Source organism: Actinomyces provencensis, from assembly GCF_900155435.1.
GTDB lineage: Bacteria > Actinomycetota > Actinomycetes > Actinomycetales > Actinomycetaceae > Pauljensenia > Pauljensenia provencensis.
On sequence record NZ_LT700212.1, the window covers coordinates 2,691,951 to 2,709,167 of the forward strand.

The 17,217-nt window shown below is 69.0% G+C and carries 18 protein-coding genes; 1 reads left to right on the top strand and 17 read right to left on the bottom strand.

What is annotated here, in order from left to right:
• Positions 1-66 precede the first annotated feature (66 nt).
• The 5 genes from BQ9890_RS11745 to BQ9890_RS11765 form a co-directional block, all read right to left on the bottom strand.
• Positions 67-1,842 carry a type IV secretory system conjugative DNA transfer family protein gene (locus BQ9890_RS11745; RefSeq protein WP_230297922.1) on the bottom strand — a complete coding sequence of 592 codons (1,776 nt, stop codon included), beginning with the start codon at positions 1,840-1,842 and terminating at the stop codon, positions 67-69.
• A complete protein-coding gene (locus BQ9890_RS11750) occupies positions 1,839-2,357 on the bottom strand; it encodes a hypothetical protein (RefSeq protein ID WP_075891703.1) in 519 nt (172 codons plus the stop codon). Before BQ9890_RS11750 ends, BQ9890_RS11745 begins: the two co-directional genes overlap by 4 nt.
• 622 nt (positions 2,358-2,979) lie before the next feature.
• Positions 2,980-4,449, bottom strand: coding sequence for a VirB4 family type IV secretion system protein (locus BQ9890_RS11755; RefSeq protein ID WP_075891705.1), 1,470 nt, complete (start codon positions 4,447-4,449; stop codon positions 2,980-2,982).
• Positions 4,446-4,874 carry a hypothetical protein gene (locus BQ9890_RS11760; RefSeq protein ID WP_075891707.1) on the bottom strand — a complete coding sequence of 143 codons (429 nt, stop codon included), beginning with the start codon at positions 4,872-4,874 and terminating at the stop codon, positions 4,446-4,448. Before BQ9890_RS11760 ends, BQ9890_RS11755 begins: the two co-directional genes overlap by 4 nt.
• 33 nt (positions 4,875-4,907) lie before the next feature.
• Positions 4,908-5,720 carry a hypothetical protein gene (locus BQ9890_RS11765; RefSeq protein ID WP_075891709.1) on the bottom strand — a complete coding sequence of 271 codons (813 nt, stop codon included), beginning with the start codon at positions 5,718-5,720 and terminating at the stop codon, positions 4,908-4,910.
• A gap of 82 nt (positions 5,721-5,802) precedes the next feature.
• Between BQ9890_RS11765 and BQ9890_RS11770 the strand changes: the two genes are divergently transcribed.
• Positions 5,803-6,660: a DUF4062 domain-containing protein gene (locus BQ9890_RS11770; protein WP_075891711.1), complete on the top strand. Its 858-nt coding sequence runs from the start codon at positions 5,803-5,805 to the stop codon at positions 6,658-6,660.
• Between the two features lie 8 nt (positions 6,661-6,668).
• Here BQ9890_RS11770 and BQ9890_RS11775 read toward each other — a convergent pair whose 3' ends face one another.
• From BQ9890_RS11775 to BQ9890_RS16400, 12 genes are all read right to left on the bottom strand, one after another.
• Complete coding sequence (locus BQ9890_RS11775; protein WP_075891713.1) at positions 6,669-8,138, bottom strand: PrgI family protein; 1,470 nt, start codon at positions 8,136-8,138, stop codon at positions 6,669-6,671.
• 3 nt (positions 8,139-8,141) lie between these two features.
• Positions 8,142-9,491, bottom strand: coding sequence for a conjugal transfer protein TrbL (locus tag BQ9890_RS11780; protein ID WP_143226334.1), 1,350 nt, complete (start codon positions 9,489-9,491; stop codon positions 8,142-8,144).
• A 52-nt stretch (positions 9,492-9,543) separates the two neighbouring features.
• Positions 9,544-9,813, bottom strand: a complete 270-nt coding sequence (locus BQ9890_RS11785; protein ID WP_230297923.1) for a DUF6112 family protein — start codon at positions 9,811-9,813, stop codon at positions 9,544-9,546.
• A 127-nt stretch (positions 9,814-9,940) separates the two neighbouring features.
• Entirely contained in the window at positions 9,941-10,201 is a 261-nt protein-coding gene (locus tag BQ9890_RS11790) for a DUF6112 family protein (protein ID WP_456047833.1), read from the bottom strand.
• A 5-nt stretch (positions 10,202-10,206) separates the two neighbouring features.
• Complete coding sequence (locus BQ9890_RS11795; RefSeq protein WP_075891722.1) at positions 10,207-11,820, bottom strand: M23 family metallopeptidase; 1,614 nt, start codon at positions 11,818-11,820, stop codon at positions 10,207-10,209.
• A 13-nt stretch (positions 11,821-11,833) separates the two neighbouring features.
• Entirely contained in the window at positions 11,834-12,508 is a 675-nt protein-coding gene (locus BQ9890_RS11800) for a hypothetical protein (RefSeq protein WP_075891724.1), read from the bottom strand.
• Positions 12,509-12,544: 36 nt separating this feature from the next.
• Positions 12,545-13,543 (bottom strand): ParB N-terminal domain-containing protein, encoded by a 999-nt coding sequence (locus BQ9890_RS11805; RefSeq protein WP_075891726.1) that lies wholly within the window; start codon positions 13,541-13,543, stop codon positions 12,545-12,547.
• A complete protein-coding gene (locus BQ9890_RS11810; protein ID WP_075891729.1) occupies positions 13,543-14,406 on the bottom strand; it encodes a hypothetical protein in 864 nt (287 codons plus the stop codon). Before BQ9890_RS11810 ends, BQ9890_RS11805 begins: the two co-directional genes overlap by 1 nt.
• Positions 14,407-14,500: 94 nt before the next feature.
• Positions 14,501-14,899: a hypothetical protein gene (locus tag BQ9890_RS11815; protein ID WP_075891731.1), complete on the bottom strand. Its 399-nt coding sequence runs from the start codon at positions 14,897-14,899 to the stop codon at positions 14,501-14,503.
• Complete coding sequence (locus tag BQ9890_RS11820; RefSeq protein ID WP_075891733.1) at positions 14,896-15,603, bottom strand: helix-turn-helix domain-containing protein; 708 nt, start codon at positions 15,601-15,603, stop codon at positions 14,896-14,898. The genes BQ9890_RS11815 and BQ9890_RS11820 overlap by 4 nt, the downstream gene beginning before the upstream one ends.
• A complete protein-coding gene (locus BQ9890_RS11825) occupies positions 15,600-16,520 on the bottom strand; it encodes a bifunctional DNA primase/polymerase (RefSeq protein ID WP_075893148.1) in 921 nt (306 codons plus the stop codon). The genes BQ9890_RS11820 and BQ9890_RS11825 overlap by 4 nt, the downstream gene beginning before the upstream one ends.
• Positions 16,520-17,068 (bottom strand): ImmA/IrrE family metallo-endopeptidase, encoded by a 549-nt coding sequence (locus BQ9890_RS16400; protein WP_230298033.1) that lies wholly within the window; start codon positions 17,066-17,068, stop codon positions 16,520-16,522. The genes BQ9890_RS11825 and BQ9890_RS16400 overlap by 1 nt, the downstream gene beginning before the upstream one ends.
• Positions 17,069-17,217: the final 149 nt, after the last annotated feature.

Sequence of the window (17,217 nt, forward strand, 5' to 3'; positions counted from 1 at the left end):
TATCTGCTCACGCAGCCCGTCTTGCAGGGGCCGCTGTGGCGGAAAGGTGCGCGACCGTCTCCGGGGTCAGTTCTCGGTGCGGCGCAGGAGTGCTTCGATCTCTTTGCGGTCGGCGGTGAGCTGCCCGGCGTCGGGGCGGCTGGGCCAGGGGTGCAGGTCGGTGACGATGGGTGGTGCGGAGCGCAGCAGCACGACGCCTGTGCCGAAGGGCAGTCGGCGGATGCGGTCGGGTGGGAAGATCGGGACGCGGCGCACGGACCTTTGGTTGGAGCGGGTGCCGTGATCGCCCAGCGTCACCGAGTCGGTGTATTCGTCACGCTCACCGACCAGCGCGGAGAGGTCTTGCAGGTCGCGGGAGTTCGACGCGCCGCCGAGGATGACCTTCACAATGCTGGCATCCCAGATCGCATTGGCCTGGTGCTCGTTCCACTTGTCCCGCGCCTGCGCGAGTGACTGCAATACGGGCATGGTTGTGATGCCCGACCCGCCACCTTCGGCCATCAACGTCGGCAATGACGGCAGGGGCGAGAGGTTGGCTATCTCGTCCAGCGCCAGCAGCATCGGCGGATCGAGACGGGCACCGGGTGAGCGGGCAGCGAGACGGCGGGCCGTCTCGATGAGGTCTTCCACCAACGCAGCCACCAGCGCCGCGCTGGCTCCCGCACCGGAGCCGGTCGCCAGCAGGAACAGGGTGCCGCGGTCGCGGATGAATGCCTCGGGATCGAAGCCTTCTCCCTCGGCCGGTGATACGGCGTCGAGCACTCGGGGATCAGCGAGTGATCCGAGCGCGAGGGAGACTCCTTGCCAGATTGAGTCGCGGGTGCGTGGGTCGGAGTCGATCATCGCCTCCAAGGACTCGGCCCATCCGGTCGCGGCGCGGGTGGAGCCGGTCAGGATCGCCACCGCATCCGCGGCGGCGGTGGGATCGAGGGTCCAGCGGAACAGCTCGGCGGGTGGTCGGTTGTCGATCGCTGCGGCGTGCAGCAGGGCTTGGAGCGCGGCGCGGGTCTTGCCTTCCCAGAAGCCTCCGGAATCGACGCCGCCGGCGGACAGGCCGGTGCCGGCGGCGAGGCCGGTGGCGCGGATCATCGCGGTCTGTGGCGACTCGCATCCCCGGATCGGTGACCAGCGCAGTCCGGCGGGCAGCCCCTCAGCGAGGTGTTGGGGGTCGAAGATCGCGACGGGTCCGATGCGGCGGCGGGCGCGCATGGTCGCGGTCAGGTTGTCGGGTCGGGTGCTGGTGACGACGACGGCGCCGGGTGCGTCGAGGATTGCCGGGATCACCAGGTGCAGGCCTTTGCCGGAGCGGGGCGGGCCGATGACCATGATCGAGTCCTCGACCGATGCCCACACGCTCACGCCTTTCGAGGCACCGAGCCGGTATCCGACATCGTGCGGCTTCGGGTCGGTCAGGCCGGGGCGGAGGTTCTCGGCCCTACGCAGCAGCGCCTTGTCTGATGCCGTGGTGGCGACTTCGTGGCGGGTGGCGATCCCGGCCATCCGTCGCGGGTCTTGCTCGGCCCGGTGGGTGAAGCGGCGCACTCGCACCCACACGAACACCACCAGCGCAACGAGGAGCGCGAGCATGGCCCCGGTGACCACCCAGTAGACGATCGGGTTCAGACCGTCCGCATCGAGCGCGGCGCCAGGGTCGCCGGGATGGAACAGCACCCCAACCCCTGCCGCCAGTCCACCTTCGGGCTGGGCGGTGTCGGTGAGCCAGGCGGTGATGGTGCCAGCGGCGCGGAGGACGAGCGCGATCCCGAAGAGGGCGACCAGGCCGATCATGGCGGCGTTGGTCAGCTCGTCCCCGAACGATCCGGTCTGCCTCCCCTCGGTCACGGCAGCCGCCGGATCACCGTCGCGCCCGAGATCCGGCCGAGCAGCAGGACCTCAACCCGCCCGGTCGTCTGGTCTGGGATCGGATGCTTGGGGTCGATGATGGCGCGGGCGGTGCCGGTGTGCGCGGCGTCGGTGTGGCCGGTGATGATCGCAACGGCGACATCCTCACCGGGCACGAACCCCTCGCCCTCAACCGTATGGAACACCGGCATGCCCGCTGCGGGCTTCGCCTCGACGGCCGGTTCTGGTTCGGGGAGGGCGCGGCGATGTCGTGCGGTGATGAGGTCGGTGAACACCGAGCCGTCTGCTTCGCGGACCTCGACGCGGATGGGGCGGGTGCGGTCGTTACTGGCCTGGTCGATGATCTGCGGGAATGACTCACGCCGCCACGGCGGCGCCCACTGAGGCGGCGTCAGCGGTGCCCCGTCGAGAGTGGCGATCAAGATGCCGTCCTCGTGCACCGTGAGAACGACGGTCGGGATGCTAACAGGCCAGTCGGGTTCGCTTCGCTTCATGTCCGGCAGGTGCGCCTGTGCCTCTACCGGGTATCGCCCTCCCTGCGTTCAGAGTCCAAGTGACCACGTTTTGACCTGGATGACGGGTTCGTGGGGCCGCTCGGAGTTTGCTGAGACTCCAACCACATCAGGTCAGGTGCGTCACCAGATCACGTGCAAGGCCTTGGCGGTGGACAGGGTTGGGAGCAACGACCAGAATGGGAGTGTCGTTGGTTCAAGGTGCTAGCGAGCCCTCAATGTGGCTTGGCACAGTGTGGCTGGCGGTGACCCTGGCTCTGGCGTTCGTCCGCCTCCTAAGTGAGATTCCCGGAAGGGACAAGCGAAAGGAGAAGCGTATGAAAGCTACACGGGCAAGTGTCCCCAATAGTCAGTCCGGACAACCAAGGAAGTTCTTGCAGTATCTGCTCGAAACCATCTGGGCGGCGGGCGCTGGGGTCCTTGGGACCTCGCTAGCCACCTTGAGCCAACGAACGAGTGGAGCTCTCAGTGCGAGAGCTCCACTCCGCTATCCGGTCGACCCGGAGCCTGCATGGTGGAGTCCTCATTGGAGCGTTCACCAAGTTTAATGGTCCACCGTTCTCGCTGAGGACTGCTGAGGATCGCCAGCGAACTTCCAAGATGTCTAGATCATGCGGGTCGTGGTGTCGAATAGCGCCAACTCATCGGGATGCATCTGGTGTTGCACGACGAAGGAGCGTTCCTTGATGCGCCACAGCCCCTGCCCAGTGCCCAGGCCGGGTAGGAGGTGTTGTTCGGTGCCGGTCAGGCCGAGGGTCTTGGCGGTGAGGGAGAGTTGGTCGGACTCTTGCCGGTAGATCACTCTCGTTTCGGCGTTGGCGAGCAGGCTGTTTGCCAGGGAGCGCATGGCCGAGCCTTGATCGCCCACGTTGTCGAGGTCGCTCAGCTTGTGGAAGATGAGCATGTTGGCCAACCCGTAGTGGCGGGCGAGCCGCCATTGGGCGTCCATCCGGCGTAGCAGGGCGGGGTGGGCCATGAGTCGCCAGGCTTCGTCGTAGATCATCCAGCGTTTCCCGCCATCGGGGTCCATCAGCGCGGCTTCCATCCACGCCGACGCGCAGGTCATCAACACGCTCAGCAGGGCGGCGTTCTCCGCGACCCGGCTCAGGTCGAGGCTCACCATCGGCAACGTGGGGTCGAACCGGACGGTGGAGGGGCCGTCGAACAGGCCAGCGAGGTCGCCACCGACGAGTCGGCGCAGCGCGTGCGCGACGAGTCGGCCGTCTTCGGCCAGCCGCCCGTCCTCGTCGGTGGACGGGGTGAGTAGGCGGTCTACGACCATCGGCAGGATCGGCACCTTCGCATCTCGGACAGCCGCGGTCAAGGCGGTGTCAATGGCGGTGTGTTCCAAGGGCGACAAGTCGCGCCCGAGCACCGTTTCTGCGAGCGCACCCAGCAACTCGCGACGCCGCGACGCCAACGTGGAGCCCCATTCCCGATCCGACAGACCCGAGGGCCGGTGGCCTTCATCGAGTGGGTTCAGCCGAGTGCGGAGCCCGTGGCCGAGGACGATGGCCTTCCCGCCAACTGCCTCGGCGACGGCGGTGTGCTCGCCCTTGGGGTCGCACGCGATGTAGACGCGGCGACCGAACGGCAACGATCGCGTGTAGAGCGACTTGGCGAGGCTGGATTTTCCGGAGCCGACGATGCCGGCGAGGATCATATTCGGGGCGGTGATGATGCCCCGCCGGTACAACTCCCACGGGTCATAGACGAACGATCCGCCAGAGTACATGTCCTGCCCGACGAACACGCCCTGACTGCCGAGGCCGCCTTCGGCGAGGAACGGATACTGCGCCGACAGCACCGCGCTGGTGTCCTGATGGCGTGGGAGGCGAAACCGGCCCGGCGTCCGCAGCATCGCCGGTCCGGGTTCGCCGGCCTTCGGCAGATACGTCGTGGCACGCCGCTCGGCTCGCTCGGCTTCGGCCTTGGCTTTGGCGGCTTTGGCCTCAGCGCGGCGTTGCTCGGCGACGAGCCGGGCGGCAGCCTGCCGGCGTTGCTTGCGGTACTTGCGCCGCTCCGACGCCGGGGCGACGAGCACCGAGGTATGCAGCTTCTCCCGCTCGTTCACAGCGACCGCCCCCGCGTGCGAGCATCTGAACTGGCAGCGGAGCGGTCGAACCACGACGGCCCCGGTGGCAGCGGTGGTGTCTCGCTCAGGAGGGCGAGTGCGTCGGCGTTCTGCCGCGCGGCCTCCGCCGCCCACTCTGGGAACAGCCCGGCGTGCTCGGCATGGCCGGGGTGGTCGATGGCGTACTGCCGGGACTCACCGGCGGCACCGAGGTATCCGGCGAGGTCGCGCAGCGCCCGCTCGGGCGCGACGGGGGCACCGGCGCCGGTGAACAGGTCGCGGCCTTCGAGGCTGTGCCCGGCTTCGGTGTCCTCGATGCGGTAGGCGTACCGCTGGTGCTCGCCGACCGGGGTATCGGGCCAGACGGTCAGGGTGAGCGTGCCGGCCTGCCGGGAGGTGCGTGGCGTGGGGTCTGTGGTGTTCATGCCGGGCAGGTGCGCCCCCGGCACCGGCAGGGGTCAGAGTGAGAGGCGGCCGCTCTGTTTGAGCGTCGTGATCGCGGCCGGCTCGAACCACGACCCCTGCGACTGCGCCTGCCGGGGTGCGACAGCGGGCTTCGGGGCGTTCGGGGACGAGTACGACACCAGCAGTTCCGGCCCGCCCCGCACCGGCGCGGGCGCTTCGGTTTGTTCGGGTTCGGGGTTGGTGGTGTGGCGGCGGAGCAGGGAGACGTAGCCGATGTGTGGGTTCACGACCAGCGCGTAGTCGCCCGAGATCGCTACCTGGTCGTTGGTTCCTTCGCCGGGTTTGTCGTAGACGTACCCGTTTTCCATTGCTGCGTCGGTGGTCTCGTCGCCGTAGTCCCACTGGGCGAGGTAGTCCACCGCGTCGACGTGCCCGAGTTCTCCGAGGATGCGCAGCGGCCGGTCGGCCTCATCGCCCTGCAAGAACACGACACTGACCCACCGCTCGGTGGTGGCGGGTTGGGGGTGCCAGACGATCTTGCCGGACTGGATGAACGCGGCACTGAGTTGATCGTGCGCCCGGTCCAGCAGTACCGCGGCCTGATGGAACCCATCGGCCGCGCTCAGTGCCGCGACGGCTCCAGCCTTCCGGTCACCGTCATCGGTGCTCACGCCGTCTTGGTGGCGCAGGTGGACGCCTGCGAGCTGGTCGAGCACTTGCCCCAGGCACCGGATACCGGCGACCACCTCGCCGATGACGCGGTAGGTCTCGGCGGGCTCGTCCCAGCTCCGGGTCGCGTGGGCCAGGCCCCGCAACGCCTCGTAGGCTTCGGCGGCGTCGGTGACGGGGTTCTCGTAGGTGGGCATGGCGGGCCTCCATCGTTCAGGTTCGGACGCCAACCAGGTGCACGCCAGTGCCGATGTCAGCGACGTTCCCTAGGCTTAAGACATGCCCTATATCGCTTCCGTCCTGCGCGTAATGATCGCTTCGCCCTCCGATGTTCCGGAGGCACGGGACGCTGTGGAGAAGGCGGTTTATGGATGGAACGATGCCAATGCGCGAACGAAGGGGGTGATTCTGCAGCCGTGGCGGTGGGAGACATCGGCGGTGCCGGTCATGGGAGCGCATCCGCAGAAACTCATAAACGCGCAGGGTGTCGATGACTCCGACATCGTGTTCGCCCTGTTCGGCGGGCGCTTAGGGTCACCGACCCCCGATGCCATCTCGGGAACCATCGAAGAAGTGGATCGTGCTCTGGAGTTGGGCAGACCGGTTCACATGTACTTCTCAACTGCACCCTTGCCTAACGATGTTGACACGACGCAGCTCGACGCACTACGTGCCTTCAAGAAGGACATGCAGGATCGCGGCTTGCTGGGCGAGTTCAGCAGCGTCGAACAACTCAACCACGAAGTCTGGAAGGCCATAGAGCACGACATCTCAGCCGTGTCCCTCCCGCAGGCAACAGGGGCAGCCCCAAGCCCTGTCGGCGTTGATTTCCTCGTTCAACCGCGCCAGGAACGAGAGGTCTCGGGCTTCAGCTCCAAAGGTGCGCCGCGCTACAGCACGAAGCACTGGGCAGAGATCACCAATACCGGTGACCGGGACGCCGAGAGCGTGACCTTTGAAAGCCCAACCGAGAACGGCGGCATGTTTGTCGGCGGTGATGATCCCACGACCATCCATCGTGGCCAGATGCGACGAGTGCCACTGATGTTCACCTTGGGCGGCTCTACCGATCCCATCCTTCGTATCCACTGGGTCGAGGACGGTGAGAACCACCAGCGTGACTTCCACGTTGGATAGAGGCCCTGCTAGATAGTGCGGCACAAGGGCAGCGCTGCGGCCGTGAACGCGGCGGCTTGCTGGCCGACGAGTCGCCGGGTTTCGCAGGAGCTTTGGATCGCGGCTTGGGTGATCGCGGCGACGGCGGCTTCGAGGTCGTCGATGCTGGGTGCCGACACACTGATGAGTCCGGTCACGCGCAGGACGCCGTGCCCGGCGGTGAGGTCGGCTTCTTGTTGCAGCACGTCGTGGAACTCGGCCGATTGGGCGGCGTCCTCGATCTGCCCGAGCCGGGCACGCTGGGCCGCGTCCGAGATGTACTCGACCTTCTTGCGGCGGATGTCGCGGGCGGCCTGGTCGGAGCGCATCGGGGTGTAGATCAGCGACACGGCACGTTGGATGCCGGTGGAGAGCAGGATCGGGGCGGCGAAGCCGGGATAGACGAGGCTGCGGGGCCATTCGGAGACCCAGAGCACGGCGTGGTGGGCGGAGTCGGTGCGCAGGTTGCCCCAGGTCTCGGTGACTGCGACCGGGCCGGCGGTGGCGAGGTCGCGGCCGATCTGCCCGTGCCGCTCCAACGCCGAGGCGACTGCTGGGTCGTAGGCGGAGCGGAGGATGACGGCGATCTGTCCGGCGTCGAGCCACCCGGAGGGGGCGAGGTCGGCCGACCGCAGCGCCGAGACCAGGGTGGACATCTCTTGCCGCAGTACCCCGGCGGCGCCCTTGATGCCGCCGCCGGCGGTCCTGATCTGCCGGGCCGCGGCTTTCATGTCCAGCGACAGGCTGATCGTGGTGGCGTGCCGTTCCCCGGCCGGGCCGGCGCGCTCGATCAGCTCGGCGTAGGTGTCGGCCGGCCAGGAGCCGTCCGGGGTGCCGTGCGCGGTCCACCATTCCGCCAACCCCGTGCCAGAGTCGGGCAGGGTGCGTTCGAGGACTTGTAGCGTCGCTATCCGGCCCGAGCGGCACACCGTCGCCAGCGCACGGCCCCAGGTGGTGACGCGGCGTTCCTGCTCGCCGGGGTCCAACAAGACGAACGCCGAATGGGCCACTTCGCACACGACTGTGAGGGTGGCGGCGTGGGGGTCGTGGATCATGCACGCCCCGGTCTCCAGGTCGGTGTATTCGCGGAGTCGTGCCATGTCGCCGGGGAGCGCGAGGGTGCCGGCGGGGCGGGGCTTGACGATGCGGCGGCGGTAGAGCAGTTGCCCGCCCGTGACCCGCCAGAGCCACCAGACGGTGACCGGCAGCCATTCAACGACCGGGCGCCCGCCGACCGGTATCCAGGTCAGCGCGGCGCAGAGCGCCCAGACGGGGGCGGTGTAGGCGAGCAGCATCCCGCCGCCGGCGTAGAACGCGCCGATCAGGGTGAGGCCGCCGATGCCGAGGGTGACGAGTTGGGCGACCGACAGCCCCAGCAGCACCCCGCGGCGGGTGAGGCGGCTGAACTTCACCGGTACCAGCTCGCCCGGCGAGGCGGTGTCTTTCGCGTGACTGGGCATCGGTCACTCCTTCGTCGGCTTGGGCGGGTTCGGGGTTGTCGGGCGTGGGCTCGGTGGTGCGGTCGGCGCCGGTGTCGAGGGCGATGGTGGGGCGCTGGTCTGTCCGGCGCCGGCGGCGGCCGTCTCGGCCTCGCCCGCCAACGCCGTCCCGGCCTTTGGCCCCGCGGTCGCGGCGCCCTTCACTACCTGCGCTCCGACCACGACCGCAGCCGCCGGGCCTGCCGCCGCAGCACCCGCCCCAGCTCCCGCGCCTGCGCTGGCTCCAGTTCCGGCGCTCCCGCTCGCGCCAGCTCCCGCGCCGGCACCGCTTGCGCCGCCGCTGCTTCCAGCGGTCGGGGTGGGCTTCGGCGGCACCGCACCACCGGCACCGCTTCCTGAACCACCGCCACCGTCGCCGCTGGTTTGGCCGTCGAGGACCTTCTTCGGCCCGTCACCGGACGGCTTCGACGGGACGGGGATGGGGCGGTTCAGGGCGCGCTTGGCGTCGTCCTCGGCGCCGGCCTGCCCGTAGTAGTCGGTGCCGACGAACGCGAGGAACCGGTACGTCAGATACGGGGCGAACCCGGCCAGCGCCATGAGCACGATGCCCGAGAGCGGATCGGACACCGAGGCCAGGTCGAGGTCGATGGGTGCGGCGACCTGGGTGATCGCCACGAGGAAGATCACGACCAGCACGAGTTTCGACAGGATCAAGGCGATGACGAACATGGCCCACTTGCCGACCCAGCCGCGTGCCGCGTCCCACGACGACCCGGAGAACGCCAACGGCGCCAGGGCGACCGCGACGAGCAGCAGCGACTTGCGGATCAGCAGCGACAGCCACACGATCGCCGCCGAGGCGATCGCCAGCCCGGCGAGGAAGATCATGATGATCGCGCCGACACCGGGGGCTGCGATGGACAGCCCGGACAGGGCCAGGACGAGGGCGGCGATCTTGTCGCCCATCGTCTCGGTGGTTTCGCCGGCGGCTTGGATGATGCCGACGCAGAGTTGGTCGGTGATTTCCAGCAGCAGCGCGACCAGGGTGATGACCACGAAGGAGCCGAGGACGGATTTCCCGAGGCCGAGCGCGGCCCGGGTGAGGGCGGTGGGGTCGCGGCGGATCATGCCGGTGATGAGTTGAAGTGCGAAGAACAGCAGCATCACGAACACGGCGATGCCGAACACGAGGTTGAACACCGACACGAACCCTGGCCGCTGCACATCGATAAGAGTGGTGGTGTCGAAGACCGTCCAGACGGCCTCGAACAGCCAGCCGGCCGCGCCGCCCATCGCCTGCGCGAGCCAGTCGAACGGCGCCGACACCAGCGAGGCGGCGGCCTCACCGGCCGTCTCACACACGGTGGAAATCACTGGGACATCGCAAATGCCCATCACAAGACCTGCCTTCCTCGCACGACTGCGCTCAGACGGCTTGGCCGACGCCCCAGAAGAAGTTCACGAGCGCGACGCTCGCGCCGCAGATCACGGCGGCGCCGCAGGAAATCAGGACGCCGGTCTTGCCGCGTCCGGCGAGGTGGGGGTTGGAGCTGTTCGCGCCATAGGCCCACACGATCGCCGAAACGATCAGGGCGAGGACGGCCAGGATCAACCCCACCGTCATCACGGCACCAACGATGGTGCGGAGCTGTTCGATACCGGGAAGACCGGTGCCATTGGGGTCGATGTCGATCACGACGATTCTCCATTCACGCAGAGGGGTTGCTTCTGCCATCAGGTGCGCCCCCACCACCCGCCTGCCGTTGCATGACGTGCGAAGGCCCGCCCCGAGACGATCCGGGACGGGCCACACGCAGTACGGGTCAGAGTTGTCGGCCGAGAGCGATCAGCCAGTTCATCCACGCCACCCCGCCACCGGCCAGAGCGGCGGCACCGAGGGCGACCAGTACCCCGACCCGGCCCTTGGCGGCAGCGGAGTAGTTGCCGTGAGAGGCAGCGATCGCCCAGCAGATCGCGGAGACGATCAGCATGAGCACCGCGATGATGAGCACGAACATGAACAGCGCACCGACGACCTGTTTCAGATCACCGATCCCAGCCAGACCATCGAAATCGGGGAACACGTCCATCACGCACCGGCTTTCACGGTGACGTGCAGGTGGTCGAAGTGGCCGCCGGTGATCGAGGCGGGGTCGTGCATCCCACCGCCGTTGTACGGCCGCCAGCCCTGGTCGTCGCGGGCAACAGACCAGATTTTCCCTTGCCAGATCAGGTACTCCACCCCGAGCACGGCGGCGTTGTCCTTCATCCAGTTCGTGACCTTCCAGCCAGCTTCCAACTGGCCCGGTGTCGAGTAGCGACCGATGGCGTTGCCGAAGGTAATGTCACACGCCCGCCCGAGCGGATGCTCGGACTTCGTGCCGGGCCTCGGTGAGTAGCAGCCCCAGCCGGTGTCGGGGAACGCGGCTTTGGTCTGGGCCATGAGGTGCGCGAGCCGAGCGGTGATCCGCCCGTTGCTGGTGGGGTCGTCCACCATCTGATCCGGGTCACCCGTCAACGGGGTCGGAACTCCTGCGGCGCCGTTCTGGCAGCCCGCGGCGGGGCCGGTGGCAGCTTCGGGAAGGTTCGCCGCGCCGTGGTCGCCCAGCCACTTCGCGGGGTCGATGGCTTCGCCGTTGGTGCCGCCGGGGCGGACCTCGAAGTGCAGATGCGCCCCCGTGGACAGGCCCGAGGAGCCGACGTCCCCGATGTGCTGCCCGGCGCTCACCCGGTCTCCGACGTGGACGTGGATGCCGCTCTGCCACATGTGCGCATACGCGGTCGCGACGCTCTGGCCGTCGATGGTGTGCTCGATGACGATGAGACCGCCGTAGCCGCCGCTGAACTCTGCCACGGTCACGGTGCCGTCCGCGACGGCCAGGATCGGCGTGCCATCGGGGGCTGCGAGGTCGAGGCCGGTGTGCAAGGACTGTTCGCCGGTGATCGGGTGGATGCGCGGACCGAAGTCGTCGGTCTTGACCCACGTCCCTTCCGGCAGCGGGAACACCACCCGCGACGACTCCGCCACGCCAACTGCCGGCCCACCGCGGCCCCCACTGCTGCGGGTGAGGGTGTCGAGGATGGTGTCGGCGACGGGCGCGTAGTTGCGGTACCGGTCGGGGAACGCGCTGATTTCGACGGCTTGGGCGGCTTCGCCGGGGTCCATGCGCTCCCATCCCGGAATGTCCAGCAACCCGCGCGGCGAGGGGTAGTTCGGGCCACTCGGCCCGCCGAAGAACGCCCGCGCCTGATACTGCGGGTCCATCAACTCCGCGACCGTGCCCCACCCAGATTGCGGGCGCATCTGGAACAAGCCCAGACTGTCGTGATCCGAGCCGTTGCCATCGTTCGGAAAATCGGCACTCTCGGGATAGGTGCCGATGTTCGACAGCATCCGCAGCGTGGACTCGGTAAGCGCCGCCATCAGCGCGACCTTCACACCGGCCCGGCCCACCCCGTCGATCCGGCCGCCGACCGTGATGATGGTGGCCGCATGGGTGAGCTGCCGCTTGTTCAACGTGAACGTCGCGCCGTCTGCGGTGGTGACTTGGAGGCTGTCAGGCACGTTGCCCACCGAGAGCGTGCCGGTGGTGGTGCAGGCGGCGATGGCGGCGGGGTTCATCAGCACCCCGATCCCGATTAGCAGCATCGCGGGGCCGAAGAACAGCCCGGCGAGAGCGAGGACAGCGAACTTCTTGAACACGACAGGCCCGCTCTCATCGCAGCGGGTTGTCGAGCTGGGACAGCCGCAGCACCGAGCACGACCCGCCGGTATCGGGGCAGAGCACGAACACGGTGAACGACACGGCGTGTTCGCTGGTGACGGGTTCGCCGTTCCAGGCGCCGTCGCGGTGCCGGGTGGCCTCGATCGTGAACGCGCTGGTGCCAGGGGCGATCTGGCCGGGCTGTGCCTGCGTCACGGCGTCGGCCCACGTCTTGGGCACGAACGCCTGGTCGATCAGGAGGTGCTGGCGGGTCTCGTGCTTGCGCAGCTCGATCCATGCATCGCGCGTCGGCAGATAGGTCGCCAGGTCGGAGGCGAGACCGGCTTGCTCGGTGCCGGACGGGTCACCGATGTCGAGGATCGCGGCCGTGTAGTCCAGCGGCATGAGTCCGCTGGTGGTGTCCCACGCGAAGATCGCCTCGGCGACGTTGCGGGCGAACGTCTCCGGGTCAGCGGATCGCGGCACCACCGGAAGCCGCGGCGACGGGGCCGGAGTCGTGGGCGTGTGCGTCGGGGACGGTGCCGGGTCCGGGGTCGGGGTGCTGGTGGTGCGGGGTCCGAGGACCAGGCCGTAGATGCCGACCCCGGCGAGGATCAGGAGCGCGAGGCCGGCGGCGATGAGGGCGACCAGGTGGCCACGCGAGAGGGATGGGGAGGAGGTCTTCATGCCCGTCAGGTGCGCCCCAGCAGACCGAGCGCCGCGTCAGAGTGCGCGCAGGTGCGGGCGTTCGGCGGCGTGTTCGCGGGCGGCGCGTAGACGGCCCGCGAACTGCTGGGTGCCTTCGACGGTCGCGTAGAACGACTCGACCTGCTCGTCGGTGAGCTGTGTGGCGAGCTCGTCCAGGTCGTAGTGCAGCCACCACGAGTCGAGTTCGGCCCAGGTGAGCACGAACGCCCGCACCGCATACCGCGCATCCGGCACCGCCGGCGTAGCCTTCCCCGCCTTCGACTTCGGCTTGCCATTCTTCGGTGCGCTGGCGTCGATGCGGGCGAGGGCTTGTTCGGCCAGGTCGTGCAGATGCTCGTCGCGGGCGGTGTCGCTGGTCTGGTGGATGTCACGGACCCGCTGATATGCGGGGTCGACCGGGCCGCCGGCCTCGATCTGCGTCAGCCCGGCCTGTGCCTCAATACGCAGCGGTTCTGGCGTGTCGGGGTCGGCGACGAGGTGTTGCAGGTAGCCGATCTGTTCCAGCCGTGTGTAGGAGTTGGCGCCGGTGACCATCTGTGCGGCCTGCCTGCGGGTATCGCCTGCGGGCGTAGCCAACGGCTCCGCCGATTCGACGGGGCCGTTCCACCGGGGCTGATAGTCGCTGGTGAACTGCCCGGCCGCCTCACGTCGGGCGGCGTCCTCGGCCATCAGCGTCTTGATCTCCCGATACAGCCCGGCGGCTTCCAGCGGGGAGAGGGTCTTGTGGAGCTGGTTGTCGTCCTGCTCGGCCAGCAGGTGCCCCAACCTGTCCGAGATGGACGAGCGCACCCAGACGTTGACGGTGCGCCAGCCGAGCTGCCGGATCGCGGCGAGCCGCCGCATCCCACAGACGAGCACCCCGTCGGGGGTGATGGTGATGGGTTGCAGCAGCCCGTCCCGGTCGATGGACGCGGCGAGAGCATCGAGGTCTCCGAGGTCGTGCCGGTGCCGGCGGCCGACCTGGATCGACTCGACGGTCCGGTCGAGTTCGATGTGCCCCGTCGCCGCGGTCATCACGCACCTCGCCGTCGGGTGTGGGGTGCGGCGTGGCTGATGGTCGCCACGAGCCCGTCATCGCCCAGCAGCACGGGCAGGCCCTCGCCGATCAGCAGCCGCAGCAGGATGCCTCGGCCTTCGCCGGTCGTCCCGTAGCCGGGAGTGGTGCGGCCCAGCAGCACACGCAACAGCATCGTCCATGAGGCGGCGGGGACATCGAGCAGGGCGCGAGCGTGCTGGTCGCGGCGCAGCGCCTCATAGGTGCCGGTGCGTGACCCGATCCGGGCGAGGGCTTCACAGACGTGCTCGATCGCCGGGCGGGCGGTGCCCTCGGGCCAGCCCAGCAGCATGAACAACACGATCGCGTCCTCCACCGCGCCGGTCACCGACGCCGGCTCACCCACATCCGCATCGGGTTCGTCGTCGTTGTGGTGGGGGTCGGTGACGTGGAACGCCGGGTGGTAGTCCGACAGCGTGTTGTCGCGTTCGGAGAGCCGTTCGGGGTCGTGGAAGCAGGAGATGTGCGGGCGGCGGGCCTGATGCACCGAGCACAGCAGCCCTTGGCCGCGCTCTTCGGCGATGCAGGTGATCCGCACCGCATGTGTCACGACAGCCCACGGGTCGTCGGCCTCACGGGCGGCGCGGGTACGCATCACGTCGAACGCCGCCGACGCGGCCTCCCACGGGTCCAGACCGTGCTTGCGCGCCAGCGGCATGTACTTCTCCGCCGCGAACATCATCAGCTCGGCGGCTACCGGGTCGTGCTCCCACGCGCCGGGGCCGGCGTCGTGGAGCCGGTTCAGCAGGGAACGCAGGCCCTCACCGCTGGTGTAGTCCTCACCCGCAGGATCGGTCGCGGTCGGGGTGGTGGTCGAAGCCATGGTGTGGGCACCTCCTGGCAGGCAGGTGCACCGGCCGCCCCTGGCGACCCTCACCCCGCTGCGCTGGGTGTCCATGACTCATCACCACCCCGGCTTACCTCATCCCGACCCCGGACCGTGCCGGCCCCTCGGACCGCTGGCCGCGACGGCCGAACGCCGACAACGGCGGCAGCCGCTTGGCCCGCTCCGACAGCGACCGACCACCCGCGGCCAGCGAGGCACGAGCCCGGCGGCCCTGCTCGCTGTTGAACTCGATCCCGCGCCCCGCGAGGCTCCCGCTACCACGGACGATCAGATCGGTCGGGCGCACCCACTCCACGCCCCGGCCGCGCACCTGATCCAGGCGCTCCCGAGCCGACCGAACGGCCGCCTTCTGCTTGACCGCATCCGGCGTCCCCGCCGGCTCGACGCCCTCCGGTGCCTTCGCCGGCTCCGGGGTGTGTTCGGGGATGCGGTGCGGTGGTTGCTCGCGCATCAGATCGTCGGTGCTCATGGTGTCGCTCCCTCCAACATCGGCATCGGCGCAGAGTCCGGTTGCTCTGGCTCACCGGGTTGGTGCGCGTCGGCGAACCAGCGACCCACCGTCGAGGGATGCACATCGAGCGACCTGGCGATCTTCTTGTTCGACCACCCCGACTCCCGCAACTCCGCCGCCCGCACCCGACGATCCACAACGTCGGCAGGAGCAATCCGCGTCAGCTCCGGTGTCGGCGACGCCACGGCAGGCGGCACAGCGGGCATGACTTCGAGCGCGACCGACTCACGAGCCCCGGCAACTTCGGCAGCGGGTTGGGTGGTGGTGCGGATGAGGACGACGGTCAGATGGGTAGAGGCCAGCAGCACCACGGGCGGGACGGCCGCGACCGCCGCCGCGAGCCCCACGGGTACATCGGCGTCAGCGGCGACGATCGCGTGCAGCGCGTTCGCGGTCACCGACACCGCCGCGCCACCGATCAGCAGCGTCCACGGATACCAGGCCGCCCGCTCACCCGCGAGCGCCACCACCGCGACGGTCGAAACGACGATCACGCCATCAACGATCAAAGGCCACGCCCACGCCTGGCCCTCCCCGATGCCCGCTCGGCGTGCCAGGTCAGCCAACGCCGTGAACGACAGCCAGAACGCGCCGGCCGCGATGAACACCGTTCCGGCGACCGAGGTGATGACCGCCCACCGGCGGCCCCGCCACCTGGTCATGCCAGCCCCCGAGTCGGCGCCCGCTGCCGACCACCCGCACCAGGACCCGCGAACGAGTCACCGTCGTCGCGGACGGTCGGGGCGGCGTGGACACGACGGTAGGCGCTGCTCACGGTGCGGGCGATCTCCCGCTCATCGAAACCGGGCTGCTGCGCGGCAGCCACCAGCACATCCCGAGCATCAGACGCCGTCACGCCGTTCTCTGCCAAGCGGCACGCCGCCCAGAACAGCGAACGATTCCGTTCACCCTCGCCCTGCAGAGCGACCCAGGACGCCAACCGCTCCACATCCGCGACCCGCACCAACGCACGACCGGTCCGCAGGACAGCACCGGGACGCGGATCGAGGAAGTCCCGCAACCGGGCCGAATCGATCCCGGCTGCGAGGTGCTCACTGACTTCGGCGATCTCGTAGCGGATCGGCACACTGTCGATGACGCGCACCGAGGGCGACACGATGATGTAGCCCCCATCGCCGCGGAAGTCGATCCCGGCCCGGGCGGCCTGCCACGACCGCTGCTCCACACCCGACGTCGCCGAAAAGTAGGCGTGCATCCCACCCGTCGGCGTCCGCACCAGCAGACCCCACCCATCCACCAGACCAGCCGCTGCGACACTCTCGAACGCGAGCCGCCCATCGATAGGGCCATGCACATCCACATCGACCACGACCATCCCCGACGCCACACCGGTCGGGACACCGAGGTTCGCGTACGGGATACGCGCCCACCACTCCTCAACCTGTGCCGGATCGGTACTGGCATCGTGGAACCCGCGCAGCGTATACGGATGCTTCCCCAGCGGCGCGCACGGGAACACCGGCAACCCCGCCACAGCCAGATGCCGAGCCGCCACGGCGAGCGTTGACGCGCCACTGGCCCGCAGCAACGCTCTAGCGAAATCAGTGGTCTCGGGCATCACAGCCCCCGACCCGCCAGGACAGGCGCCCCGGCTCGCTCGGGCATCGGCTCGACCCGCGCAGGCACCTTCGCCGGGGTATCCCTGGCTGGGGTGTCTCGTTCAAGGCCGGGCGGTGTGCCGTTGCCGGCCTGGTGGGTGTCGAGCTGGTCCAGGATCGCCAGCGCCGTCTTGCGCACCCGTTCGCCGGTGGCCTGGACCACCTGCACCGGGTCCTTCCCGTCGACGCGGGCAGCCCAGGTCGAGACATACGGGATCGTGTAGCCGGCGGTGTCCATCCCGTGCGCGGCACCGATCATCAACGCCACCGACTCGGCCTCGACCTCGCCGATGCCACGGTGCTGCCGAGCGTCCTCGTCCTTGGGGTCGTGCATCAGCACATGCGCCAACTCGTGGGCAAGGGTCTTGGTCTGCGCGGCAGGGTCCATGTTCTCCCGCACCACCACCAGACGGGCGGACCAGTCGGTCATGCCATTCGCGCCCTGGATCATGCCCTCGTGCGGCACCCGCGCCACCTCGAACCCGGCCGCCGCCACCTGCGCGGCCAAGCCCTCCCACAACCCGGCCGGCGCCTCACCCTCCAGCAACCTCGGCGCCGGCGGCTCCGGGATCGGCTCCCCGGCAGTCTGCGACACATCCCACACGTACGCGGGACGGACGCCCACCATCCTGGAACGCACGACCTCACCCGGCCTCG

What these genes read in the sequence shown, in the direction of transcription:
- BQ9890_RS11750 (WP_075891703.1), bottom strand. Translation starts at nt 2,357, where the DNA reads ATGAAGCGAAGCGAACCCGACTGGCCTGTTAGCATCCCGACCGTCGTT.
- BQ9890_RS11815 (WP_075891731.1), bottom strand. Translation starts at nt 14,899, where the DNA reads ATGAGCACCGACGATCTGATGCGCGAGCAACCACCGCACCGCATCCCC.
- BQ9890_RS11805 (WP_075891726.1), bottom strand. Translation starts at nt 13,543, where the DNA reads ATGACCGCGGCGACGGGGCACATCGAACTCGACCGGACCGTCGAGTCG.
- BQ9890_RS11810 (WP_075891729.1), bottom strand. Translation starts at nt 14,406, where the DNA reads ATGGCTTCGACCACCACCCCGACCGCGACCGATCCTGCGGGTGAGGAC.
- BQ9890_RS11800 (WP_075891724.1), bottom strand. Translation starts at nt 12,508, where the DNA reads ATGAAGACCTCCTCCCCATCCCTCTCGCGTGGCCACCTGGTCGCCCTC.
- BQ9890_RS11760 (WP_075891707.1), bottom strand. Translation starts at nt 4,874, where the DNA reads ATGAACACCACAGACCCCACGCCACGCACCTCCCGGCAGGCCGGCACG.
- BQ9890_RS11775 (WP_075891713.1), bottom strand. Translation starts at nt 8,138, where the DNA reads ATGCCCAGTCACGCGAAAGACACCGCCTCGCCGGGCGAGCTGGTACCG.
- BQ9890_RS11825 (WP_075893148.1), bottom strand. Translation starts at nt 16,520, where the DNA reads ATGCCCGAGACCACTGATTTCGCTAGAGCGTTGCTGCGGGCCAGTGGC.
- BQ9890_RS11820 (WP_075891733.1), bottom strand. Translation starts at nt 15,603, where the DNA reads ATGACCAGGTGGCGGGGCCGCCGGTGGGCGGTCATCACCTCGGTCGCC.
- BQ9890_RS11765 (WP_075891709.1), bottom strand. Translation starts at nt 5,720, where the DNA reads ATGCCCACCTACGAGAACCCCGTCACCGACGCCGCCGAAGCCTACGAG.
- BQ9890_RS11770 (WP_075891711.1), top strand. Translation starts at nt 5,803, where the DNA reads ATGCCCTATATCGCTTCCGTCCTGCGCGTAATGATCGCTTCGCCCTCC.